Below are 21,880 nucleotides of genomic sequence, written 5' to 3'. Positions count from 1 at the left end.
GGGCCGCCCCGTCGTCGGCCCGGCTTCCGCGTTGCGCTGCGCGGTCAGGCGCTCGCCCGGCGGCCGCGCAGTCCCACCGCCACCAGCACCGCCGCCGTCAGCACGATCGCCGCGTCGAGGGCGATCACCGTGCGGGCGCCCGTCAGCAGGTCGTCGGCGGTCGTGGCGAGGACGCCGAGGAGAGGGATGCCCACGGTGATGCCGACCTGCTGGGTGGAGGTGACCAGGCCGGTCGCCAGGCCCTGCTCCTCGTCCGGGACGCCCGAGGTGACCGTCAGGCCGTAGGAGATGATCGCGCCCAGGTGGCACATGCTGGCCAGGGAGACCGCCGCGGTCGCCAGCCACACCGACCAGCCGCCCTCGCCGAGGCCCAGCAGAGCCGCGATCAGCACACCCTGCCCGGCGAGCGAGGCGACCAGCGTGCGGCGGGCACCGAACCGGCCGATGACCTTCGCGGCGAGGGAGCCCGCGACGACCGACAGCGCGCCCTGCACGCCGAAGACCAGACCGGTCTCGAAGGCCGACAGGTGCAGTACCTCCTGCAGGTACAGCGTCAGCACGAAGATCACGGTCGACATCATCGAGAAAGTGACCAGACCGCCCAGGTTGCCCCACGCCACCGTGCGCCGGCGCAGCATCGGCAGCGACACCAGCGGCGCCGCCGAGCGGGACTCCACCACTGCGAAGGCGACGAGCAGCAGCACACCGGCGGCGAGGGTGACGAGAACGTCGACGCGGCCGAAGCCGTGGTCGGCGGCGGTGGACAGGGAGTAGATCAGCGACAGCAGACCGCCGGTGACGGTCACCGCGCCCGGCACGTCCAGGCGCGGCCGCTGCGGAGTGCGCGACTCCGGCAGCAGTCCCGGCGCCAGCGGCAGCACCAGCACCGCGAACACCGCGAGGAGGCCCATCGTGGAGCGCCAGCCGAGGACGTCGGTGAGGACACCGCCGGCCACCATGCCGATGGTGAAGCCGAGCGACAGCAGCGTTCCGGAGATGCCGAGGGCGCGGTCGCGGGCCGGGCCCTCCGGGAACGTCGTGGTCAGCAGGGACATGCCGGTCGGGACGATCGCGGCCGCTGCCAGACCCTGCAGCGCCCGGCCGGCCAGGAAGGACGCCGGGTCCCAGGCGAGGGTGGCGAGCAGCGAGGCCGCGCCGAACACGGCGAGACCGGCCAGGAACAGCTTACGGCGGCCGTACAGGTCGCCCATGCGGCCGAACAGGAGCAGGAAGCCGCCCGACGGCAGCGCGAACGCCGTGATCGCCCACTGCAGCGCCGACGGGCTCATGCCGAGGTCGGCGCCCAGCACGGGCAGGGCGACGTTCAGGACGGAGAAGTCCAGCGCGACCATGAACTGGGCCGCGCACAGGACGAACAGGACGAGCTTGTCACGCGTCGACAGCCGTGGGGTGCCGAGCGGTTCGCCCACAGGGGCGGAGGGTTGAGTGGTGGTGGTGTCGATCGCCATGACAACGAGCCTGTCGCCTGCGGAACTTCGCTGGGGAGTCACCGCTTATGGTGGTGGTGGCACCACCAGACAGCGCGAGGGGGATCTGTCCGTGCCCACAAACGTACTGAAGTCCCAACGGCGGCGCGAACTGCGCGAGTTCCTGATGAGCCGGCGCGCCCGGGTGACCCCGGCCGAGGCGGGGCTGCCCGCGGGCGGGCCCCGGCGCCGTACGCCCGGCCTGCGGCGCGAAGAGGTCGCCGTGCTCGCCGGGGTCGGCGTGTCCTGGTACCAGTGGCTGGAGCAGGGCCGTGACATCTCCGTCTCCCCGCAGGTGCTGGACGCGGTGGCGCGGGTGCTGCGGATGAACGGCACCGAGCGGCGCCATCTGTACCTGCTGGCCGGCCTCAACCCGCCGGTGCCCGAAGTCGCCTCCGCCGAGCGGGACATGTGCGACGGGCTGCGCCGGCTGATCGACGCCTGGATGCCGTATCCGGCGCACATCATGGACGCCTACTACAACTGCGTGCTGTACAACGACGCCGCCGCCGTGGTGCTCGGCATGCGGCCCGAGGCCCAGCAGAACTGCCTGGTGGAGTTCTTCACCGAACCGCTCTTCCGCTCCCGGGTGACGAACTGGGAGGAGAACGCCCGCAAGGTCGTCGCCCAGTTCCGGGCCGCGTCCAGCGCCCGCCCCGACGACGAGGGCTTCCAGGCGGTCCTCGCCGAAGTGAGCGCCGCCAGCGAGGACTTCACCGCTCTGTGGGAGCAGCGGGACATCGAGGACGCCGGGCAGATCCGCAAGGAGCTGGACCATCCGCTGGTCGGGCTGCTGGTCGTGGAGGCGACGGCGCTGAAGGTGCCCGCCCGCCCCGACCTGATGATCGTGCTGCACACCCCGCTGGACGAGGCGAACACCGCCGCCAAGCTGGAGTGGCTGGCCTCCCCGGAGGGCCGGCGCGGGGCGATGTACCCCGTGGCCGGATGACGGGCGGGCCTGTTCGTATGCTCGGGGCATGACCGACAGCAACGCGCTCGACCCCGAGGACCGCAAGATCGTCACCCTGGCCCGTTCGGCCCGGGCCCGCAACGGTGTGCCCGAGGGTGCCGCCGTCCGCGACGACACCGGCCGTACGTATGTCGCCGGGACCGTCGCGCTGGACTCGCTGAAGCTGAGCGCGCTGCGCACGGCCGTGGCCATGGCCGTGGCGTCCGGTGCCAGGTCGCTGGAGGCGGCGGCGGTGGTGACTCAGGCGGAGTCCGCGGCGGCGGAGGACCTGGCCGCCGTGCGCGACCTCGGCGGGGCCGGGACGCCGGTGCTGCTGGCGGGGCCGGACGGCGAGGTGCGGCAGACCGTCTCCGCGGGCTGAGGCAGGCCTACAGGGCGTCCGGTCCGCGCTCGCCCGTGCGGACCCGGACGACCGTGTCGACGGGCAGCGCCCACACCTTGCCGTCGCCGATCTTGCCGGTCTGCGCGGCCTTCACGATCGCGTCGATGGCGTCCTCGGCCAGCGCGTCCTCGACGACGACCTCGATGCGGACCTTGGGCACCAGGTCGATCTGGTACTCGGCGCCCCGGTACACCTCGGTGTGCCCGCGCTGGCGGCCGTAGCCGCTGGCCTCGCTCACCGTCAGGCCCTGGATGCCGAGCTCCTGGAGCGCGGTCTTGACCTCGTCGAGGCGGTACGGCTTGACGATCGCGGTGATGAGCTTCATGCCTGGGGGGTGACCTTCTGGGCGGTGGAGACGAGCGAGTGGGCGACCGGGGCGCCGTGGCCCAGGACGCCGTGATCGTATGCCGTCTCCGCGTGCACCGTAAGGTCCAGGCCGGTGTGTTCCTGTTCCTCGCTCGCGCGAAAGCCCATGACCTTGTCGAGCGCCCTGCCCAGACCGTACGTCACCGCGAAGGCGTATCCCGCCACGACGGCCACGGCGACCAGCTGCTTGCCGAGCGGGGCGAGTCCGCCGCCGTAGAACAGGCCCTCGGCGCCGCCGGTCATCACCTTCTCGGCGAACAGGCCGATCAGCAGTGTGCCGATGATCCCGCCGACCAGGTGGACGCCGACGACGTCCAGGGAGTCGTCGTAGTTCAGCTTGAACTTCCAGCTCACCGCGTAACTGCAGACCACCCCGGCGGCGAGGCCCACGACGAGGGCGCCGAGCAGGGAGACCGTGCCGCAGGACGGGGTGATCGCGACCAGGCCGGCGACCGCGCCGGAGGCGGCGCCCAGCGTGGTCGGGTGGCCGTCGCGCCGCTGCTCGACGACGAGCCAGCCGAGCAGGCCGGTGCAGCCGGCGGCGAGGGTGTTGAGGAACGCCTCGGCCGCCAGGCCGTTCGCGCCGAGCGCGCTGCCTGCGTTGAAGCCGAACCAGCCGAACCACAGCAAGCCGGCGCCGAGCATCACCATGGGCAGGTTGTGCGGCCGCATCGCGTCCTTCTTGAAGCCCAGGCGCGGGCCCAGGACCAGGCACAGGGCGAGGCCGGAGGCGCCGGAGGTGATCTCCACGGGGAGGCCGCCGGCGAAGTCGAGGGCGCCGAGCTCGTGTCCGATCCAGCCGCCCGGGCCCCACACCCAGTGGGTGACCGGAACGTATACGAGCAGCGCCCACACGGGCACGAAGACCAGCCAGGCGCTGAACTTCGCCCGGTCCGCGACCGCGCCGCTGATCAGCGCGGCCGTGATGATCGCGAAGGTGAGCTGGAAGGTGGCGAACAGGACGGTGGGGACGGAGCCGTGGACGCTGTCCGGGCCGAGACCGCGCATGCCGGCCTGCCCGAGCCCGCCGATGAGCCCGCCGAAGGCGTCGTCGCCGAAGGCCAGCGAGTAGCCGGCCGCCAGCCAGACCACCGTGACCAGGGCGATCGACACGAAGCTCATCATCAGCATGTTGAGGACGCTCTTCGCGCGGACCATGCCGCCGTAGAACAGGGCCAGGCCCGGGGTCATCAGCAGGACGAGGGCGGTCGCGGCGAGCAGCCACGCGGTGTCGCCGGTGTTCACGTGGGCGGCGGCGAGGGTCACGGGAGTCTCCAACGGGGGTGGGGGCTGCGTCAGAGGGTGACCCGGGTGCGTTTCCGCTCGTGTACGGGTGTGTTTCCGTGACGTTTCATTGCCTGACGGTTACCGAACCCTCACGGTGCGGCGGGGGCTCGTGGATCAGGGACAATGAACGCCATGAGCGTTCGCACCCAGTCATCCGACCAGCCGGGCGAGACCGTCCACCGCGCCGGCTTCGCCTGCTTCGTGGGCCGCCCCAATGCCGGCAAGTCCACCCTCACGAACGCTCTGGTGGGGCAGAAGGTGGCGATCACCGCGAACCAGCCCCAGACGACGCGGCACACGGTACGGGGCATCGTGCACCGCCCCGACGCCCAGCTGATCCTCGTCGACACGCCGGGACTGCACAAACCGCGCACCCTGCTCGGCGAGCGGCTCAACGACGTCGTCCGCACGACGTGGGCCGAGGTCGACGTGATCGGTTTCTGCCTGCCGGCGAACGAGAAGATCGGTCCCGGTGACCGGTTCATCGCCAAGGAGCTGGCGGGGATCAAGAAGTCCCCCAAGGTCGCGATCGTCACCAAGACCGATCTGGTCGACTCCAAGGCCCTCGCCGAGCAGCTGATCGCGATCGACCAGCTGGGCCAGGAGCTGGGGATCGAGTGGGCGGAGATCGTCCCGGTCTCGGCGACCGCGGGGAAGCAGGTGGACCTGCTGGCCGACCTGCTGATCCCACTGATGCCGGAAGGCCCGGCGCTCTACCCCGAGGGCGACCTGACGGACGAGCCCGAGCAGGTGATGGTGGCCGAGCTGATCCGCGAGGCGGCCCTGGAGGGCGTCCGCGACGAGCTGCCGCACTCCATCGCGGTGGTCGTGGAGGAGATGCTCCCGCGCGAGGACCGCCCCGCGGACAAGCCGCTGCTGGACATCCACGCCAACGTCTACATCGAGCGGCCCAGCCAGAAGGGGATCATCATCGGCCCCAAGGGCAAGCGGCTGAAGGAGGTCGGGATCAAGTCCCGGCGCCAGATCGAGGCGCTGCTGGGCACGCCGGTCTTCCTCGACCTGCATGTGAAGGTCGCGAAGGACTGGCAGCGGGATCCCAAGCAGCTGCGCAAGCTGGGCTTCTGACGTTCGGCTCCGCCGGTCGTACGGCATCCCGTCCCGGCCGGCCAGGAGGCACCGCCCCCGTCCCGGCTCGGCGGGGGCTTCGCCCCCTGTACCCCCGGGGGTGTTTCCCGCCCGCCCACCCGTCTCGGTTGGCCAAGAGGAACCGCCACGGGGCTCCGCCCCGGACCCCGGCGGGACTGCGCCCCTGGACCGCGGGGTGTTTCCTACCCGTCCACCGGTCTCGGTGGGCCAGGAAGAACAGTCGCGGGGCTCCGCCCCGGGCCCTGGCGGGGCTTCGCCCCTGCATCCCGGGGGTGTTTCCCGCCCGCCCACTGGTCTCGGTGGGCCAGGAGGTGCCGCCACGGGGGGCTGCGCCCCGGGCCCCGGCGGGGCTTCGCCCCCTGTACCCCGGGGTGTTTCCCACTCGCTCACCGGCCTCGGTCGGCCAAGAGGAAAACCGGCACGGGGCTGCGCCCCGGACCCCCGCGGGGCCTCGCCCCAAGCTCCGGCCGGGGGCCCCTGCACGCCTCGGGGCTCCGCCCCGGACCCACGGCGCAGCTTCGCCCCCGCACCCCAGAGGGCGCCGCACCTTATAGGCCCACCCCCGGAGGGCCCCGCACTCCGCAGGCCCTACGCCCCCTCCTTCAGTACCCGGGAGATCAGCGTTCGCTGGGCCTCCGTGAGGTGGGGGTCCGCTGTGTAGGCCGTTTTGTCGTTCACGGTGATCTGGTAGCCGAAGCCGTCGGGTACCCCGGCCGGTGGGGTGGGGCGGCAGGTGGCCATCGCCCGTTCGGCCAGGGTGTGCCATTCCGTCGCGTCGGGGAGGCCCCCGGTGTCCACCTCGGCGTGCCGCTCGATGCCCGCGAAACCGCCCGTGCGCCGTACTCGAATCCGCATGGGGACTGTCTAGTACGGAACTACACCGCCCGCACCCCCACCCGCTCCCAGGCCTTCTGCACGGCCTGGAGTTCGTCCCCGGCGCCGTAGCGCTCGCGGGCCGCCTTCACGGTGAGCGTCGCGAAGTCGGAGAACAGGGCGTCCTCCCTCAGCTCCCCGCCGGTGAGCACGTCGTACCAGATCCGGCCGGCCTTCTCCCAGGCGTAGCCGCCGAGGGCGGAGGCGACCAGGTAGAAGGCGTGGTTGGGGATGCCGGAGTTGAGGTGCACGCCGCCGTTGTCGCGGCCGGTGCGGACATAGTCGTCCATCGTCGCCGGCTGCGGGTCCTTGCCGAGCATGTCGTCGTCGTACGCCGTGCCCGGGGCCTTCATCGAGCGCAGGGCGACCCCCGTGACACGCGGGGCCAGCAGGCCCGCGCCGATCAGCCAGTCGGCCTCGGCGGCGGTCTGGCCGAGCGCGTACTGCTTGATCAGGGAGCCGAAGACGTCGGAGACCGACTCGTTCAGGGCGCCGGACTGGCCGAAGTAGTCCAGGTTCGCGGTGTGCTGGGTGACACCGTGGGTCAGCTCGTGGCCGATGACGTCGACCGCGATGGTGAAGTCGAGGAAGACCTCGCCGTCGCCGTCGCCGAAGACCATCTGCTCGCCGTTCCAAAAGGCGTTGTCGTAGTCCTCGCCGAAGTGCACGGTGGCGTCGAGCGGCAGCCCGTTGTCGTCGATGGAGTGCCGGCCGTACACCTTCAGATACAGGTCGAAGGTGGCGCCGAGGCCGTCGTAGGCGCGCTTGACCGTCTCGTCCCGTCCGGGCTCGGCGCCCTCTTCGCACACCTTGGTGCCGGGCAGGTCCTGGCTGTGCGCGGTGTCGTAGATGGTGCGGTACGGCTGGTCGGCGGGGGCACCGGAGGGCGGGGCGACGGAGGGGGCGCCGATCACCGTGGTCATGCGGCGCCTGGTGCGCTGGAAGGCGTCGTGCTCCAGCGAGCGGCGGGCCGGGCCGGCCAGGGCGGGGTCCTCGGCGCGGGCGAGCTTGTCGAGGAGGTGCGGCGGGACGATCGTGCAGAAGACGGGGCGATGGCCCCCGTGAGTGGTCATGTCCGGAACCCTTGCACTGCGTGACGGTGATGTCACTACCTGCAACCATGATTGATGAAATACCGGGATGTGGTTGACGACCGAGCGTGACGCCGTGGCGCGGCGGTGTGACCCCTCGCGGCCGGTGTGTGGGACGGCGCACTTTTTGTCCTGTATGTGACGCCGGTCCCGCATACTGGGACAGTCCCTCACCCCCGGGGCGGCTCGGGTTAGCATGCGGAGCATCATGCGTTTCGGGCTGCTTCTTCTTAGCTGCCGCGGCGAGGGCCTGTAGTCGAGGCCGACTCCCTCCCCGCGGAGCTTGGTGTTGCGTCGTCGGCCGTCCTTCCGGACACCGGGACTTTCCCGCACACTCGAGGAGCCCACGCGATCATGGCGAACCGCCAGCAGCCCAGCCCGATGCCGATCCACAAGTACCGCGGTTACGAGCAGGTCGACATCCCCGACCGCACCTGGCCCGAGAAGCGGATCACCGCAGCGCCCCGGTGGCTGTCCACCGATCTGCGCGACGGCAACCAGTCCCTGATCGACCCCATGTCGCCCGAGCGCAAGCGCCGGATGTTCGACCAGCTGGTCAAGATGGGCTACAAGGAGATCGAGGTCGGCTTCCCCGCCTCCGGCCAGACCGACTTCGACTTCGTGCGCTCGATCATCGAGGAAGAGGGCGTGATCCCGGACGACGTCACGATCTCCGTGCTGACCCAGGCCCGTGAGGACCTGATCGAGCGGACCGTGGAGTCGCTGAAGGGCGCCAAGCGCGCGACCGTCCACCTGTACAACGCGACGGCTCCCGTGTTCCGCCGGGTGGTGTTCCGCGGCTCCAAGGACGACATCAAGCAGATCGCCGTCGACGGCACCCGCCTGGTGATGGAGTACGCCGAGAAACTGCTGGGCCCGGAGACCGAGTTCGGCTACCAGTACAGCCCCGAGATCTTCACCGACACCGAGCTGGACTTCGCCCTGGAGGTCTGCGAGGCGGTCATGGACGTCTACCAGCCGGGCCCGGGCCGCGAGATCATCCTCAACCTGCCCGCCACCGTGGAGCGTTCGACGCCGTCCACGCATGCGGACCGCTTCGAGTGGATGCACCGCAACCTGTCGCGCCGCGAGTACGTCTGCCTGTCCGTCCACCCGCACAACGACCGCGGCACGGCCGTGGCGGCGGCCGAGCTGGCCGTGATGGCCGGCGCCGACCGCGTCGAGGGCTGCCTGTTCGGACAGGGCGAGCGCACCGGCAACGTCGACCTGGTCACCCTGGGCATGAACCTGTTCTCCCAGGGCGTCGACCCGCAGATCGACTTCTCCGACATCGACGAGATCCGTCGTACGTGGGAGTACTGCAACCAGATGGAGGTCCACCCGCGCCACCCGTACGTGGGCGACCTGGTCTACACGTCCTTCTCCGGCTCCCACCAGGACGCCATCAAGAAGGGCTTCGACACCATGGAGGCCGACGCCGAGGCCAAGGGTGTCACCGTCGACGACATCGAGTGGGCCGTGCCGTACCTGCCCATCGACCCCAAGGACGTGGGCCGTTCCTACGAGGCGGTCATCCGGGTCAACTCGCAGTCCGGCAAGGGCGGTATCTCCTACGTCCTGAAGAACGACCACAAGCTGGACCTGCCGCGCCGGATGCAGATCGAGTTCTCCAGGATCATCCAGGCGAAGACGGACGCCGAGGGCGGCGAGATCACGCCGAAGGAGATCTGGGCCGTCTTCCAGGACGAGTACCTGCCCAACCCGGAGAACCCCTGGGGCCGTATCCAGGTCAGGACCGGCCAGTCGACGACCGACACCGACGGCGTGGACACGCTCACGGTCGAGGCGACGGTCGACGGCGCCGACACCGTCCTGACCGGCTCCGGCAACGGCCCGATCTCGGCGTTCTTCAACGCCCTGGAGGGCCTGGGCCTGGACGTACGCCTGCTGGACTACCAGGAGCACACGATGAGCGAGGGCGCCTCCGCGCAGGCCGCCTCCTACATCGAATGCGCGATCGGTGACAAGGTCCTGTGGGGGATCGGCATCGACGCGAACACGACGCGTGCGTCACTGAAGGCGGTCGTATCCGCCGTCAACCGCGCCGCCCGCTGACCCTCCTCACCGGGAGTTTTCGGGCCCCGACCGCCGGGAACGGCGGCCGGGGCCCCGTCGTTTTCGCGCCAACCCGCCCACAGGTCACGGAAAGGTCTCGTCCTGGGTGCTGACTCCGCCTCATGGATGTGGCTAACATCACGCAAGCGCTCGGCGATGTTGCCGTGGGGTTACGGAGGTGCGACGTGCTGCCAGTCCGGGGACACAACGGCCATGCCGGCGCTTTGACGCGCATCCTGGGCACCCGCATCGCCTGGACGCCCGTCGGCGACGGCGAGTTCTTCTGCCCCGGCTGCGGCGGCGACCGCAACTACCAGCGCCTGACCGGCCGGCGGCGGCTCACCCTGCTCGGTCTGCCCGTCCTGCCGCGCGGCGCGTCCGGACCGGTCGTCGAGTGCGCCGCCTGCCACCGCCACTTCGGCACGGACGTCCTCGACCACCCCACCACCACCCGGTTCTCCGCGATGCTGCGCGACGCCGTCCACACCGTCGCCGTCGCCGTGCTCTGCGCGGGCGGCACCTCCTCCCGTACGGCGTTGGAGACCGCCGCGGTCGCCGTGCGCGCCGCGGGTTTCCCCGACTGCGGCGAGGAGCAGCTCGCCGCGCTCGTCGAGGCGGTCGAGGAGGACACCGGCCGGGTCCACCCCGACCGGTCCCGCACCGCAGGGCTCGGCATAGAGCTGCACGAGGCCCTCGATCCGCTCGCCCCGCACCTGGCCCGCGTCGGCCGCGAGTCGATCCTGCTGACCGGTGCCCGTATCGCGCTGGCCGACGGCCCCTACATCCCGGCCGAGCGCGAGACGCTCGCGACGGTGGGCGCCGCGCTGACCCTGTGCACGGAGGACGTCACCCGCCTGCTGGAGGCGGCGCGCACACCGTCCTGACCCGCCCGGGGGCAGAGGTCAGAGCAGCCCCGCCGCGACCAGGTGCCGTTCCACCGTCCGCACCTCCCGCGGGGAGAGCGGAATCTGAGGTTCCGCCGTCAGCGGGCAGGCGATCACGCCGCGCAGATGCAGGGCCGCCTTGAAGGCGCCCAGGGCCGAGGAGCCGGCGCCCATCCGGGCCGGGTCGCCGGCGCGGACCAGCCCGAACAGGGCGGCGAGGCGCTCCTGTTCCAGCCGGGCCCGCTCCCGGTCGCCGGCCCGGCACAGCCGGTCCAGGCGGACATAGCCGTGCGGGTCGACGTTGGCCAGACCCGGGACCGCGCCGTGCGCGCCCAGGGCCAGCGCGGCGTCGACGATCAGCTCGGAGCCGGTGAGCACGCTGAACCCGGGGTGGGCCCGGGCGCCGATCGCGATCTCCCGGAAGCCGGCCAGGTCGCCGCTGGAGTCCTTCAGCCCGGCCAGCACCCCGTCGGCGGCCAGCCTGAGGACGACGTCGGCGGGCGGCCGGGCGGGCACGGACACCGGGATGTCGTACGCCAGGACCGGGACCGGGCTGCCCGCGGCGACGGCCCGGTAGTGGCGCTCGATCTCGGCCGGGTGGGTGCGGGCGTAGAACGGGGCGGTGACCACGACCGCGTCCGCGCCCGCCGCCACCACCGCACCCACCTGGTCCAGCACCCTCGCCGTCGTCATGTCGATCGCCCCGGCCAGCACCGGCAGTTGCCCGCCCACGTGCCCCACGACGCTCTGCACGACCAGCCGCCGCTGCCGGTCCGTCAGATACGCGGCCTCCGACGTCGAGCCGAGCACGAACAGTGCGTCCACCCCGCCCGCCACCAGATGGTCGACCAGCCGCAGCAGCGAGCCCACGTCCACCTCCCGCTGAGGGGTCAGCGGCGTGCAGACGGGCGGGATCACACCGGTCAGCGGGGCGGGCACGGTCATCTGCGGCTCCCTGGGACGCTGCGGCGGACGAGACCGCGGCCCGCGACCTCGCCCCTCCCGCCCGACCGTACTGGGCGGGACTACGGCAGCGTCTTCTCGTACATCGGGTCGCGGTCCGAGTCGTAGACGAGCTTGCCGGCGTTGTCGTAGCCCTGGACGTGCGGGGCCGTGGTGACCTGACGGTTCAGCGTGCCCGAGGCCACGAACCAGCCGTGGTCCAGCACGGCCTCGCCCGTGCCACCGCCGTACGACACCGTCACCCGGGCCACCGACGGTTTCACCGTCCCGATGAAGCCCCAGCGGAACGGAAGCTTCCAGTGGCCCTTGTCGAGGAAGGACTGCTGGTACAGCTTGCCGCCGTTGATGTCCGCCGAGACGGGCGCGGCATCCTCCGCGCCTGCGCCGGCGCCGCCGACGTTCAGGCCCTGCGCCTCGCCGTCCCTGATGTTGCAGATCACCCGGGTCGGCTGGGACCCCTTTTTGACCGCGACGACGAACATGCCGTCACCGCGAGCGTTGGAGTCGCCCGTGGAACGCATGGCCAGGATGATCCGGTAGTCGGCGGCCTTCCCCAGTCCCGGATCGCGCTCCCGAGCGGGCAGCGTCGTGTTGTTCGCGTCGTCATAGGCGATGCACTGCTCCAGCCCGTCCGCCGCCTGCGCGAACGTGATCCCGTCCAGCAGCTGCCGGCCGGGGTCGGCGGGCTTCGCCGGACCCGACGGCGTCGGCGGCAGGGCCGGCACCGGGCTCGCCGGGGCGGTGGCCGAGGGACGCGGCGCCGCCGTGTCCGCCTTCCCCTCACCGTCGCCGCCGAGCGCGTACGCCCCCACCGGCAGCGCCGTCAGCACCACCAGCGCCGCTCCGGCCGCCGCCACCCGGCGCCGCCGCTCCAGCGCGCCCTGTCGCCGGATCCGCGGATACGGCGCCGGCGCCGGACGGATCTCGTAGGCGTCCTGCGACAGCAGCTGCCGCAGCCGCTCCTCGAACGCGCCGTCCCGCTCGTGCCGTTCCCCGCTCACCTGCCGCCTCCTCGCCCGCCGGCCCCACCGGCGAACTCCATCAGCCCCGGATACGTACGCAACTTCGCCAGTCCCTTGGACGCCTGGCTCTTGACCGTGCCCGGCGAGCAGCCGAGCACCTCGGCTACCTCCGCCTCCGGCAGGTCCTCCCAGTACCGCATGACGACCACCGCCCGCTGCCGGGGCGGCAGTTCGGCCAGCGCCGTCATCAGCGCACCCCGCTCGTCGGACGACCCCACCTCGTCCCGCCCCGCCGTCTCCGGCGGCGCCGACGTCAGCGACTCGGCCACCCGCCGTTTGCGGAAGCGGTCGCTGTTGCAGCTGACGAGCATCCGGCGGACGTATGCCTCCGGGTTGTCGCTGCGCGCCACGCGCCGCCATGACCGGTACGCCTTCGCCAGTGCGGTCTGCGTCAGATCCTCGGCGTGGTGTGCGTCGCCGGTGAGCAGATACGCGGTCCGCACCAGGTGCGACCACCTGGCGGAGACGAAGTCATGGAACCGGTCCTCCAGTTCGGCCTTCATCAAGCACCCTCCTCGCCCTCCAGACCACCGATCGCGCCGATTCGGTTGCCCGGGGCCGGAAAGATACTCAGCGGCAGTACACGTCGCCGTCCGGTCGCTCGCCCGTGGCCAGGAAGCGGGAGACCGTGTCGTCGCCGCACGGATTGCCGTTGGCGAGGTAGGCGTCGTGGCCGGTGGAGTTCACGGTGACCATGACCGCGCGCCGGCCCAGCGCCGCGCGGAGCCTTCGGGCCCCGGCGAGCGGGGTGGCCACGTCCCGTTCGTTCTGCACCAGCAGGATGTTCGACGGCCCCCGGCCGGTGATCCGCACCGGCGCCTGCCGCGGCGGGTAGGGCCACGCCGCGCACACCATCGCGTTGCGCGGCATGCCCGCGGTCAGCGGATACGCCTTGCGGCTCAGCTCGACGTCCTTGCGGTAGACCGCCGGGTCCGTCGGCCACGCCACGTCGTTGCACAGCGTCGCGGCGCCCACCGCGGCCACGTTCTGCAGCACCGGCTCCGGCGGGCCGGCCGGCGCCGGCGGCAGCGTGCCCTCGCGGGCGCCGGTCATCAGCCGCGCGAGGTCGTCGAACCGGTCGGGGTCGTACAGGCTGTCCAGCATGGTCTGGCGCAGTACGTTGCCGTTCAGCTCCGGGGGGTTGGCGCCGGGCCAGGGGATCGGCCGGCGGTCCAGCTCGGCGGCCAGCCGCAGGAACTCCCGGCGGACCCCGTCCGGCGTGTCCGCGACCCGGTAGGGGTGACCGGGCGCCGACACCCGCTGGGCGAACACCGGGAACACGTCCTCCACACCCTGCTCGTGTCCGGCCAGCCAGGCCCGCGAGACCCGGGCGGGATCGGGGTCGTCGTTGCTGTCGAGCACGATCCGGTCGGTGCGCTGCGGGAACAACTGGCTGTAGACGGCCCCGACGTACGTGCCGTACGACACACCCCACGCCGAGACGCGCCGCTCGCCCAGCGCGGCCCGGATGCGGTCGATGTCGCGGGCCTCGTCGACGGTGCCGAGGTGCCGCAGCAGCTCGCCTCCGTTGCGGGCGCAGGCGTCGGCCATGCGGCGGGCGGTGGCCAGGTTCCCTTCGATGGAGCCGTCCGGGGCCGGCCAGGGCCGCAGCCGGGAAACGGCCAGGTCGGCGTGGTCGAGTCCGCAGTCGACGGCCGTGGAGGGGGCCATGCCGCGCGGCGCGAACCCGACGAGGTCGTAGGCGTCGCGGACCTCCTTCGGCAGCTTCTGCCCCTTGCCGGAGGGATCGTCCAGGCTGGAGCCGCCCGGCCCGCCGGGGATCATCAGCAGCACACCGCGCCGCGCCCCGGGCCTCTCGCTGCGCACCCGTGAGACGGCGAGGTCGATCACCGGCCCGCCGGGGCGGCTGTGGTCCAGGGGGACGGCGAGGGTCGCGCACTCCTGCCGGGAGGCGGGCGCGGCCCCGGGGCACGGGCCCCAGGCGAGGGCCGTGCGCCCGGCGGGCGCGGCGGTCGCCGTGAGCGGCGCGGCGAGGGACAGCAGGGCGGCGCAGGCGGCGGCGAGCGCGCCGTGGCGCTTCATCGAGGTCATGCCGACGAGCCTCGCGGATCACGGCCCGCGGCCCCATCCGGCCAACAGCCCTGTAGGTACGGGGGTTTCCCCCCGGGCTCGCCCCGGTGCCGCAGCACAGGGAGCAGCTGCGTACACGCCCTTGTACAGCCCGTGACCGGTCCTGCCGGTCCGCTCGTAAGGGCACAATGGATCCATGAGTCTGTTCCGCGACGACGGCATCGTGCTGCGCACCCAGAGGCTGGGTGAGGCGGACCGGATCATGCTGTGCTCGCCCGGGGGACAACCCCCGTACCCCCGGTCGGTGTCCGCCGGAGGTGGGCTGTGAGCCTGTTCCGCGACGACGGCATCGTGCTGCGCACCCAGAAGCTGGGTGAGGCTGACCGGATCATCACCTTGCTCACCCGTGGACACGGGCGGGTGCGGGCCGTGGCCCGGGGGGTGCGGCGGACCAAGTCGAAGTTCGGGGCGCGGCTGGAGCCCTTCTCCCATGTCGACGTGCAGTTCTTCGCGCGCGGGAGCGAGCTGGTGGGCCGGGGTCTGCCGCTGTGCACGCAGAGTGAGACCATCGCGCCGTACGGCGGCGGGATCGTCACCGACTACGCCCGGTACACCGCCGGGACGGCCATGCTGGAGACCGCCGAGCGCTTCACCGACCACGAGGGCGAGCCGGCCGTCCAGCAGTACCTGCTGCTGGTGGGCGCGCTGCGCACGCTCGCCCGCGGCGAGCACGCGCCGAACCTGGTCCTCGACGCCTTCCTGCTGCGCTCGCTCGCCGTCAACGGCTACGCCCCGAGCTTCGGAGACTGCGCGAAGTGCGGCATGCCCGGCCCGAACCGGTTCTTCTCCGTCGCCTCCGGCGGTTCCCTGTGCGTGGACTGCCGGGTGCCCGGCTGCGTGGTGCCCTCCCCGCAGACCCTGGCGCTGCTCGGCGCACTGCTTACGGGAGACTGGGAGAGCGCGGACGCCTGCGAGCCGCGGTACGTCCGGGAGGGCAGCGGACTGGTCTCCGCCTACCTGCACTGGCATCTGGAGCGCGGCCTGCGCTCCCTGCGGTACGTCGAACAGTAGAGACACCCGAAGGAGACGAGAAGCACATGGCCGTACGCGGGTTCCTGGGGCGCCAGCGCCGTGAGTACAGGACGCCGGAGCCGCACCCGTCCGGCGCGCGGCCCCCGAAGTTCCCCGGGGAACTGGTCCCCGGCCACGTGGCGATCGTCATGGACGGCAACGGCCGCTGGGCCAAGGAGCGCGGGCTGCCCCGCACCGAGGGCCACAAGGTCGGCGCCGAGCGCGTCCTTGACGTCCTGCAGGGCGCCATCGAGATGGGTGTGGGCAGCATCTCGCTGTACGCGTTCTCCACCGAGAACTGGAAGCGCTCGCCCGACGAGGTCCGCTTCCTGATGAACTTCAACCGCGACTTCATCCGCAAGACCCGCGACACCCTCGACGAACTCGGGGTGCGGGTGCGCTGGGTGGGCCGGATGCCCAAGCTGTGGAAGTCCGTCGCCAAGGAGCTCCAGATCGCCCAGGAGCAGACCAAGGACAACGACCGGCTCACCCTGTACTTCTGCATGAACTACGGCGGCCGCGCCGAGATCGCCGACGCCGCGCAGGCCCTCGCCGAGGACGTGAAGGCGGGTCGCCTGGACCCGTCGAAGGTCAACGAGAAGACCCTGCAGAAGTACATGTACTACCCGGACATGCCGGACGTCGACCTGTTCCTGCGGCCCAGCGGAGAGCAGCGCACCTCCAACTACCTGCTGTGGCAGTCCGCCTACGCCGAGATGGTCTTCCAGGACGTGCTGTGGCCCGACTTCGACCGCCGCGACCTGTGGCGGGCCTGCCTGGAGTACGCCTCCCGCGACCGCCGCTTCGGCGGCGCCATCCCGAACGAGGAGCTGCTGGCGATGGAGGGCCGCCAGGAGAGCTGATCGCCGTTGCCGTACGATCCCGCCTCATGGTCATGGACATGGGGCGGGACGTCGTTCAGGACGACGCGGTCGAGCTGGAGTACACCCACGAGCAGCAGGACATGACGGACGCGGTCCGGCTGCTCATGCGCAAGCGAAAAGGGGTGTTCGGGCTGCTGTACCACCCTGCGCTGGCGGCGACGGTCGCCCTGATCGGGGTGGTGCTGCTCGTCATCAGGCCCTTGGACAACCTCGGGATCGGCATCGCGCTGATCGTGTGGGGCGTGCTGATGCTCTGGGTACCGCGTCTGTCGGCCGCCCAGCTGCGCAAGGCGCACGAGCACCACGGCCAGGTCCGGGTCACCGTCGGCGCGGCGGGCGTACGCCTGGTCAGTGCCCACGCGGACGTCCGCACCGGCTGGGCCAACTACGGCAGCTACGCCGAGTCCGACCACGTCTTCATCCTCCGCAGCCCCGACCGCGCGGGCCGCTGCGCCAACATCCTCGCCAAACGCGGCGCCCGGACCCCGCAGGACGTGGACCGCCTCCGCCAGATCCTGGACGCACACCTACGGCGCGTGTGAACCGACGGGGCTGAAGCTCCGCAAGGGGCGCGGGGCTGTTTTCGACGTGCGGCTCCGCCGAGTGGGCGCGACCGGCCACAACGAACCCGCACCCGCCCTGCGACGGAACCCGCAACGGCGATCAGGCGAACCGGCTCAACCGGCGGCGCACTCCGCACAGGTCCCGAAGATCTCCACCGTGTGCGCCACGTTCACGAACCCGTGCTCGGAAGCGATCGCCTCCGCCCACTTCTCGACGGCCGGCCCCTCCACCTCGACGGCCTTGCCGCAGGACCGGCAGACCAGATGATGGTGGTGGTCACCGGTGGAGCAGCGGCGGTAGACGGACTCGCCGTCGGAGGTGCGCAGGACGTCGACCTCGCCGGCCTCGGCGAGGGACTGCAGGGTGCGGTAGACCGTGGTGAGCCCGACGGAGTCGCCCTTGTGCTTGAGCATGTCGTGGAGCTCCTGCGCGCTGCGGAACTCGTCCACCTCGTCGAGCGCCGCCGCCACGGCGGCACGCTGCCGGGTGGCGCGGCCCTTCACGGGCGGTCCAGCGGTCGTCACCGGTTGCCTCCTTCGACGGCGTCTGCCCCTGCCGGGCCATTGTGCCAGCCCGGACAGGAGCCGGTCAGACGCCGATCTCGTTCGGAGCTTCCCGGCCGGCCGGGATGGTGCACTCCGCCGGATCTCCTGCGGGCTGCGCGGCGGACAGAGCCCGGGCGCGGCGCCGGGCCAGCGGGGCGGCCACCGCGGTGAGCGCGATGAACGCCGCGATGGTCAGCAGCACGATCGTCGCGCCGGGCGGCACGTCCTGGTAGTACGAGGTGACGGTGCCGCCGATGGTCACGCTCACGCCGATCGCGACGGCGATCGCGAACGTCGCCGCGAAGCTGCGGGTGAGCTGCTGGGCGGCCGCGACGGGCACCACCATCAGCGCGCTCACGAGCAGCAGTCCGACCACGCGCATCGCGACGGTGACGGTGACGGCGGCCGTGACGGCCGTGAGCAGGTTCAGCGCCCGCACCGGCAGCCCGGTCACCCGCGCGAACTCCTCGTCCTGGCTGACGGCGAACAGCTGCCGGCGCAGCCCCAGCGTCACCAGCACCACGAACGCGGCGAGCAGGCAGATCGCGACGACGTCCGACTGAGACACCGTGGACAGGGAGCCGAAGAGGTACGACGTGAGGTTCGCGTTGGAACCGGTGGGGGCGAGGTTGATGAACATCACGCCGCCGGCCATACCGCCGTAGAAGAGCATCGCGAGGGCGATGTCGCCGCGGGTCCTGCCGTACCAGCGGATCAGCTCCATCAGCACCGCGCCCAGCACGGACGTCAGCGTGGCCATCCACACCGGGGACGCCGACAGCAGGAAGCCCAGGCCGACACCCGTCATCGCCACGTGGCCGATGCCGTCGCCCATCAGGGCCTGGCGGCGCTGCACCAGGTAGATGCCGACCGCGGGCGCGGTGATGCCGACCAGGACGGCGGCGAGCAGCGCCCGCTGCATGAAGGCGTAGTCGAGGATTTCCATCAGCTCAGCAGTCCCGTGCGGATCGGTTCGGTGCCCGCAGGTGCGTGCGGGTGGACGTGGTCGTGGCCGGGCAGGGCGTGCTGGCCGACGGCCTTGGGCGGCGGGCCGTCGTGCAGCACGCAGCCGTCGCGCAGCACCACCGCGCGGTCGATGAGGGGCTCCAGGGGCCCGAGTTCGTGCAGCACCAGCAGGACGGTCGCACCGGCCTCCACCTGGCCCTTGAGCGTGTGCGCGAGCACCTCCTGGCTGGCCAGGTCGACGCCCGCCATCGGCTCGTCCATGATCAGCAGCTCGGGTGCGGCGGCGAGCGCCCGTGCGATCAGCACCCGCTGGTGCTGCCCGCCGGACAGGGCGTTCACCGAGTCCCCCGCCCGGTCGGCCATCCCGACCAGCTCCAGGGCGTGCCGTACGGCCTCCCGGTCGGCCTTGCGGAAGACGCCGAAGCGGGTGCGGGAGAGCCGGCCCGAGGAGACGATCTCCGTCACGGTCGCCGGGACACCGCCCGCGGCGGTGGTGCGCTGCGGGACGTACCCGACCCGGGACCACTGCCGGAACCGGCGGCGCGGGGTGCCGAACAGCTCGATCTCACCGGCGCTGACCGGCACCTGGCCGATGACGCTGCGCACGGCCGTGGACTTGCCGGAGCCGTTGGCGCCGAGCAGCGCGACGACCTCGCCGCGGTGCACGCTCAGGTCGATGCCGCGCAGCACGGGCCGCGCGCCCAGTTCGGCGCGCACGCCGCGCAGCGATATGACGGGCTCGGGCATGCCGCCCTCCGATCGGTCTCTCACTTGGTCCCCAGAGCGGTCTGCAGGGACTTGAGGTTGGCCCGCATGACCTGGAGGTAGTCCTGGCCGCGGGACTTCTTCGTGATGCCCTCGATCGGGTCGAGGACGTCGGTGCGCAGACCCGCGTCCCGGGCGACGGTCCTGGCGGTCTTGTCGCTGACGAGGGTCTCGTAGAAGACGGTGGAGACATGGTCCGCCTTCGCCATCTTCTCCAGCTCCCTGACGCGGGCGGCGCTCGGCTCCGACTCGGGGTCGAGGCCGTTGATGGCCTCCTCGGTCAGGCCGTAGCGCTCGGCGAGGTAGCCGAAGGCGGCGTGGGTGGTGAGGAACACCTTGGTCTTGGTGTTCTTCAGCCCGGCGGCGAACTCGGCGTCCAGGGCGTCGAGTTCGCCGACCAGCGCGGCCGTGTTCTTGCGGTAGTCCGCGGCGTGGAGCGGGTCGGCCTTGGCGAAGGCGGCGCCGACACCGCGGGCGACCTCGGCGTAGCGCACCGGGTCCAGCCAGATGTGCGGGTCCTGGCCGCCGCCCTCCTCGCCGTGCTCGTGGTCGTGCTCGGCGGCGTGCCCGCCGACCTCGTTGCCGTGCTTCTCCAGAGTGGTCAGGGAGGCAGCGTCGATCTTCGTGCGGGCCTCCGACTGGCCGACGGCCTCGTCGACGGCGGGCTGCAGGCCCTTGAGGTAGAGCACCGCGTCGGACTGCTCGACCCGCCCCCGCTGCCGGGCGCTGATCTCCAGGTCGTGCGGCTCCTGGCCGGGCGCGGTGAGGCTGGTGACGTTCACATGGCTGCCGCCGATCCGCTCGGCGAGATAGGCCATCGGGTAGAAGGACGCGACGACGTCGAACTTGTCCGTGTTGCCGGCGGCCGCGCTGTCACCGCCGCAGGCGGTCAGGGTGCCGATCCCGAGGCCGGCGACGGCGGTGGCCGCGGCGGCGGATATGAGGCGACGTCGTACGTTCATGACAGTCATTTTCAACAAACATGGAAACCGTTGTCAACAAGCCTGCTGAGAGCGCCGGACCGGCCCCGTTTTGCCCGTCCGGCCGGGCCCCCGATTTGGTTGAGGGGGAGCCCGCGCCGGTACGCTGAAGCATTCGCTGGAAGCATCTCGCTTCGTCGCCCGTCGTCGTAATGAAGAGAGCACCGTGGCCGCCGACAAGATCGACACCATCGTCAGCCTGAGCAAGCGCCGTGGCTTCGTTTTCCCGTGCAGTGAGATCTACGGCGGACAGCGTGCCGCCTGGGACTACGGACCGCTGGGTGTCGAGCTCAAGGAGAACATCAAGCGCCAGTGGTGGCGCTACATGGTGACGTCGCGCGAGGACGTGGTCGGTCTCGACTCGTCCGTGATCCTGGCCCCCGAGGTCTGGGTCGCCTCCGGCCACGTCGCCACGTTCACCGACCCGCTCACCGAGTGCACCTCCTGCCACAAGCGGTTCCGCGCGGACCACCTGGAGGAGGCCTACGAGGAGAAGAAGGGGCGCGCCCCCGAGAACGGCCTCGCCGACATCAACTGCCCGAACTGCGGCAACAAGGGCCAGTTCACCGAGCCCAAGCAGTTCTCCGGTCTGCTGTCGACGCACCTCGGCCCGACCCAGGACTCCGGCTCCGTCGCCTACCTGCGCCCCGAGACCGCCCAGGGCATCTTCACCAACTTCGCCCAGGTGCAGACCACGTCGCGCCGCAAGCCGCCGTTCGGTATCGCCCAGATGGGCAAGTCGTTCCGCAACGAGATCACGCCGGGCAACTTCATCTTCCGCACCCGCGAGTTCGAGCAGATGGAGATGGAGTTCTTCGTCAAGCCCGGCGAGGACGAGCAGTGGCAGGAATACTGGATGGAGCAGCGCTGGAGCTGGTACACCGGCCTGGGTCTCCGTGAGGAGAACATGCGCTGGTACGAGCACCCGAAGGAGAAGCTCTCCCACTACTCCAAGCGCACCGCCGACATCGAGTACCGCTTCCAGTTCGGCGGCAGCGAGTGGGGCGAGCTTGAGGGCGTCGCGAACCGCACCGACTACGACCTGAGCGCGCACTCCAAGGCCTCCGGCCAGGACCTGGCCTACTACGACCAGGAGGCCGGCGAGCGCTGGACGCCGTACGTCATCGAGCCCGCGGCCGGTGTCGGCCGCACCATGCTGGCCTTCCTCCTCGACGCCTACGTCGAGGACGAGGCGCCGAACGCCAAGGGCAAGATGGAGAAGCGGACCGTGCTGCGCCTGGACCACCGTCTGGCGCCGGTGAAGGCCGCGGTGCTGCCGCTGTCCCGCAACCCCGAGCTGTCCCCGAAGGCCAAGGGCCTCGCCCAGGCGCTGCGCCAGCACTGGAACATCGAGTTCGACGACGCCGGTGCGATCGGCCGCCGCTACCGCCGCCAGGACGAGATCGGTACGCCGTTCTGCGTCACGGTCGACTTCGACACGCTGGACGACAACGCGGTGACCGTCCGTGAGCGTGACTCGATGAAGCAGGAGCGGGTCTCCCTGGACCAGATCGAGGGCTACCTGGCTCAGCGTCTCGTCGGCTGCTGACGCCTCTCGGCCTCGCG

The 21,880-nt window shown here is 71.5% G+C and carries 23 protein-coding genes; 10 read left to right on the top strand and 13 right to left on the bottom strand.

Annotated elements, in window-relative coordinates; genetic code table 11:
- Positions 1-44 precede the first annotated feature (44 nt).
- Positions 45-1,469, bottom strand: a complete 1,425-nt coding sequence (locus AB0J12_RS14805) for an MFS transporter (protein ID WP_363264676.1) — start codon at positions 1,467-1,469, stop codon at positions 45-47.
- Positions 1,470-1,614: 145 nt separating this feature from the next.
- On the opposite strand from AB0J12_RS14805, the gene AB0J12_RS14800 reads away from it, so the two are divergent.
- Complete coding sequence (locus tag AB0J12_RS14800) at positions 1,615-2,436, top strand: helix-turn-helix transcriptional regulator (RefSeq protein ID WP_363264873.1); 822 nt, start codon at positions 1,615-1,617, stop codon at positions 2,434-2,436.
- 28 nt (positions 2,437-2,464) lie between these two features.
- Positions 2,465-2,818, top strand: coding sequence for a cytidine deaminase (locus AB0J12_RS14795; protein WP_363264675.1), 354 nt, complete (start codon positions 2,465-2,467; stop codon positions 2,816-2,818).
- Positions 2,819-2,825: 7 nt separating this feature from the next.
- Here the strand turns inward: AB0J12_RS14795 and AB0J12_RS14790 are convergent, their stop codons facing one another.
- Together AB0J12_RS14790 and AB0J12_RS14785 are read right to left on the bottom strand one after the other, a co-directional pair.
- Positions 2,826-3,164: a P-II family nitrogen regulator gene (locus AB0J12_RS14790; RefSeq protein WP_363264674.1), complete on the bottom strand. Its 339-nt coding sequence runs from the start codon at positions 3,162-3,164 to the stop codon at positions 2,826-2,828.
- Complete coding sequence (locus AB0J12_RS14785; RefSeq protein ID WP_363264673.1) at positions 3,161-4,471, bottom strand: ammonium transporter; 1,311 nt, start codon at positions 4,469-4,471, stop codon at positions 3,161-3,163. Before AB0J12_RS14785 ends, AB0J12_RS14790 begins: the two co-directional genes overlap by 4 nt.
- 153 nt (positions 4,472-4,624) lie before the next feature.
- Between AB0J12_RS14785 and era the strand changes: the two genes are divergently transcribed.
- Positions 4,625-5,578, top strand: coding sequence for a GTPase Era (gene era, locus AB0J12_RS14780; RefSeq protein WP_363264672.1), 954 nt, complete (start codon positions 4,625-4,627; stop codon positions 5,576-5,578).
- A 609-nt stretch (positions 5,579-6,187) separates the two neighbouring features.
- Here the strand turns inward: era and AB0J12_RS14775 are convergent.
- On the bottom strand, positions 6,188-6,454 hold the full coding sequence (locus AB0J12_RS14775; protein ID WP_363264671.1) for a protealysin inhibitor emfourin: 267 nt from the start codon (positions 6,452-6,454) through the stop codon (positions 6,188-6,190).
- 20 nt (positions 6,455-6,474) lie between these two features.
- Positions 6,475-7,545, bottom strand: coding sequence for a M4 family metallopeptidase (locus AB0J12_RS14770; RefSeq protein ID WP_363264670.1), 1,071 nt, complete (start codon positions 7,543-7,545; stop codon positions 6,475-6,477).
- Between the two features lie 372 nt (positions 7,546-7,917).
- Here AB0J12_RS14770 and leuA point away from each other — a divergent pair, with 372 nt between their 5' ends.
- Both leuA and AB0J12_RS14760 read left to right on the top strand, forming a co-directional pair.
- The gene (gene leuA / locus AB0J12_RS14765) at positions 7,918-9,639 is read left to right on the top strand and encodes a 2-isopropylmalate synthase (protein ID WP_363264669.1); all 1,722 of its coding nucleotides are present in this window, start codon (positions 7,918-7,920) and stop codon (positions 9,637-9,639) included.
- A gap of 185 nt (positions 9,640-9,824) precedes the next feature.
- The gene (locus AB0J12_RS14760; RefSeq protein ID WP_363264668.1) at positions 9,825-10,523 is read left to right on the top strand and encodes a TerB family tellurite resistance protein; all 699 of its coding nucleotides are present in this window, start codon (positions 9,825-9,827) and stop codon (positions 10,521-10,523) included.
- An 18-nt stretch (positions 10,524-10,541) separates the two neighbouring features.
- Here AB0J12_RS14760 and AB0J12_RS14755 read toward each other — a convergent pair whose 3' ends face one another.
- From AB0J12_RS14755 to AB0J12_RS14740, 4 genes are all read right to left on the bottom strand, one after another.
- Positions 10,542-11,468, bottom strand: coding sequence for a dihydrodipicolinate synthase family protein (locus AB0J12_RS14755; RefSeq protein WP_363264667.1), 927 nt, complete (start codon positions 11,466-11,468; stop codon positions 10,542-10,544).
- Positions 11,469-11,548: 80 nt separating this feature from the next.
- Entirely contained in the window at positions 11,549-12,487 is a 939-nt protein-coding gene (locus AB0J12_RS14750) for a hypothetical protein (protein ID WP_363264666.1), read from the bottom strand.
- Positions 12,484-13,011 carry a SigE family RNA polymerase sigma factor gene (locus AB0J12_RS14745; RefSeq protein ID WP_363264665.1) on the bottom strand — a complete coding sequence of 176 codons (528 nt, stop codon included), beginning with the start codon at positions 13,009-13,011 and terminating at the stop codon, positions 12,484-12,486. The genes AB0J12_RS14750 and AB0J12_RS14745 overlap by 4 nt, the downstream gene beginning before the upstream one ends.
- Positions 13,012-13,078: 67 nt before the next feature.
- Positions 13,079-14,560, bottom strand: a complete 1,482-nt coding sequence (locus tag AB0J12_RS14740; RefSeq protein ID WP_363264664.1) for an alpha/beta hydrolase — start codon at positions 14,558-14,560, stop codon at positions 13,079-13,081.
- Between the two features lie 175 nt (positions 14,561-14,735).
- Between AB0J12_RS14740 and AB0J12_RS14735 the strand changes: the two genes are divergently transcribed.
- From AB0J12_RS14735 to AB0J12_RS14720, 4 genes are read left to right on the top strand one after another with little or no spacing between them, the layout of a single operon-like run.
- The gene (locus AB0J12_RS14735) at positions 14,736-14,867 is read left to right on the top strand and encodes a hypothetical protein (RefSeq protein WP_363264663.1); all 132 of its coding nucleotides are present in this window, start codon (positions 14,736-14,738) and stop codon (positions 14,865-14,867) included.
- Positions 14,864-15,610, top strand: coding sequence for a DNA repair protein RecO (recO, locus tag AB0J12_RS14730; RefSeq protein ID WP_363264662.1), 747 nt, complete (start codon positions 14,864-14,866; stop codon positions 15,608-15,610). Before AB0J12_RS14735 ends, recO begins: the two co-directional genes overlap by 4 nt.
- 26 nt (positions 15,611-15,636) lie before the next feature.
- A complete protein-coding gene (locus AB0J12_RS14725; RefSeq protein ID WP_363264661.1) occupies positions 15,637-16,473 on the top strand; it encodes an isoprenyl transferase in 837 nt (278 codons plus the stop codon).
- Positions 16,474-16,499: 26 nt separating this feature from the next.
- Positions 16,500-17,036 (top strand): hypothetical protein, encoded by a 537-nt coding sequence (locus tag AB0J12_RS14720; protein ID WP_363264660.1) that lies wholly within the window; start codon positions 16,500-16,502, stop codon positions 17,034-17,036.
- A gap of 135 nt (positions 17,037-17,171) precedes the next feature.
- Here AB0J12_RS14720 and AB0J12_RS14715 read toward each other — a convergent pair whose 3' ends face one another.
- From AB0J12_RS14715 to AB0J12_RS14700, 4 genes are all read right to left on the bottom strand, one after another.
- Positions 17,172-17,582, bottom strand: coding sequence for a transcriptional repressor (locus AB0J12_RS14715; RefSeq protein WP_363264659.1), 411 nt, complete (start codon positions 17,580-17,582; stop codon positions 17,172-17,174).
- Positions 17,583-17,646: 64 nt separating this feature from the next.
- Positions 17,647-18,549 carry a metal ABC transporter permease gene (locus tag AB0J12_RS14710; RefSeq protein WP_363264658.1) on the bottom strand — a complete coding sequence of 301 codons (903 nt, stop codon included), beginning with the start codon at positions 18,547-18,549 and terminating at the stop codon, positions 17,647-17,649.
- Positions 18,549-19,316: a metal ABC transporter ATP-binding protein gene (locus AB0J12_RS14705; RefSeq protein WP_363264657.1), complete on the bottom strand. Its 768-nt coding sequence runs from the start codon at positions 19,314-19,316 to the stop codon at positions 18,549-18,551. The genes AB0J12_RS14710 and AB0J12_RS14705 overlap by 1 nt, the downstream gene beginning before the upstream one ends.
- A gap of 20 nt (positions 19,317-19,336) precedes the next feature.
- On the bottom strand, positions 19,337-20,296 hold the full coding sequence (locus AB0J12_RS14700; RefSeq protein ID WP_363264656.1) for a metal ABC transporter substrate-binding protein: 960 nt from the start codon (positions 20,294-20,296) through the stop codon (positions 19,337-19,339).
- A 184-nt stretch (positions 20,297-20,480) separates the two neighbouring features.
- Here AB0J12_RS14700 and AB0J12_RS14695 point away from each other — a divergent pair, with 184 nt between their 5' ends.
- Positions 20,481-21,863, top strand: a complete 1,383-nt coding sequence (locus AB0J12_RS14695; protein WP_363264655.1) for a glycine--tRNA ligase — start codon at positions 20,481-20,483, stop codon at positions 21,861-21,863.
- The last annotated feature ends 17 nt before the right edge of the window (positions 21,864-21,880 follow it).

Origin of the sequence: Streptomyces sp. NPDC049915 (genome assembly GCF_040656475.1) — a bacterium.
In the GTDB taxonomy this organism is placed as follows: Bacteria; Actinomycetota; Actinomycetes; order Streptomycetales; family Streptomycetaceae; genus Streptomyces.
This window is presented reverse-complemented; position numbering and strand designations above follow the sequence as displayed.

What these genes read in the sequence shown, in the direction of transcription:
- AB0J12_RS14770 (WP_363264670.1), bottom strand. Translation starts at nt 7,545, where the DNA reads ATGACCACTCACGGGGGCCATCGCCCCGTCTTCTGCACGATCGTCCCG.
- AB0J12_RS14725 (WP_363264661.1), top strand. Translation starts at nt 15,637, where the DNA reads ATGGCCGTACGCGGGTTCCTGGGGCGCCAGCGCCGTGAGTACAGGACG.
- AB0J12_RS14790 (WP_363264674.1), bottom strand. Translation starts at nt 3,164, where the DNA reads ATGAAGCTCATCACCGCGATCGTCAAGCCGTACCGCCTCGACGAGGTC.
- AB0J12_RS14755 (WP_363264667.1), bottom strand. Translation starts at nt 11,468, where the DNA reads ATGACCGTGCCCGCCCCGCTGACCGGTGTGATCCCGCCCGTCTGCACG.
- AB0J12_RS14805 (WP_363264676.1), bottom strand. Translation starts at nt 1,469, where the DNA reads ATGGCGATCGACACCACCACCACTCAACCCTCCGCCCCTGTGGGCGAA.
- AB0J12_RS14775 (WP_363264671.1), bottom strand. Translation starts at nt 6,454, where the DNA reads ATGCGGATTCGAGTACGGCGCACGGGCGGTTTCGCGGGCATCGAGCGG.
- AB0J12_RS14700 (WP_363264656.1), bottom strand. Translation starts at nt 20,296, where the DNA reads ATGAACGTACGACGTCGCCTCATATCCGCCGCCGCGGCCACCGCCGTC.
- AB0J12_RS14740 (WP_363264664.1), bottom strand. Translation starts at nt 14,560, where the DNA reads ATGACCTCGATGAAGCGCCACGGCGCGCTCGCCGCCGCCTGCGCCGCC.
- AB0J12_RS14710 (WP_363264658.1), bottom strand. Translation starts at nt 18,549, where the DNA reads ATGGAAATCCTCGACTACGCCTTCATGCAGCGGGCGCTGCTCGCCGCC.
- leuA (WP_363264669.1), top strand. Translation starts at nt 7,918, where the DNA reads ATGGCGAACCGCCAGCAGCCCAGCCCGATGCCGATCCACAAGTACCGC.
- AB0J12_RS14800 (WP_363264873.1), top strand. Translation starts at nt 1,615, where the DNA reads ATGAGCCGGCGCGCCCGGGTGACCCCGGCCGAGGCGGGGCTGCCCGCG.
- AB0J12_RS14735 (WP_363264663.1), top strand. Translation starts at nt 14,736, where the DNA reads ATGAGTCTGTTCCGCGACGACGGCATCGTGCTGCGCACCCAGAGGCTG.
- AB0J12_RS14795 (WP_363264675.1), top strand. Translation starts at nt 2,465, where the DNA reads ATGACCGACAGCAACGCGCTCGACCCCGAGGACCGCAAGATCGTCACC.
- AB0J12_RS14705 (WP_363264657.1), bottom strand. Translation starts at nt 19,316, where the DNA reads ATGCCCGAGCCCGTCATATCGCTGCGCGGCGTGCGCGCCGAACTGGGC.
- era (WP_363264672.1), top strand. Translation starts at nt 4,625, where the DNA reads ATGAGCGTTCGCACCCAGTCATCCGACCAGCCGGGCGAGACCGTCCAC.
- AB0J12_RS14720 (WP_363264660.1), top strand. Translation starts at nt 16,500, where the DNA reads ATGGTCATGGACATGGGGCGGGACGTCGTTCAGGACGACGCGGTCGAG.
- AB0J12_RS14745 (WP_363264665.1), bottom strand. Translation starts at nt 13,011, where the DNA reads ATGAAGGCCGAACTGGAGGACCGGTTCCATGACTTCGTCTCCGCCAGG.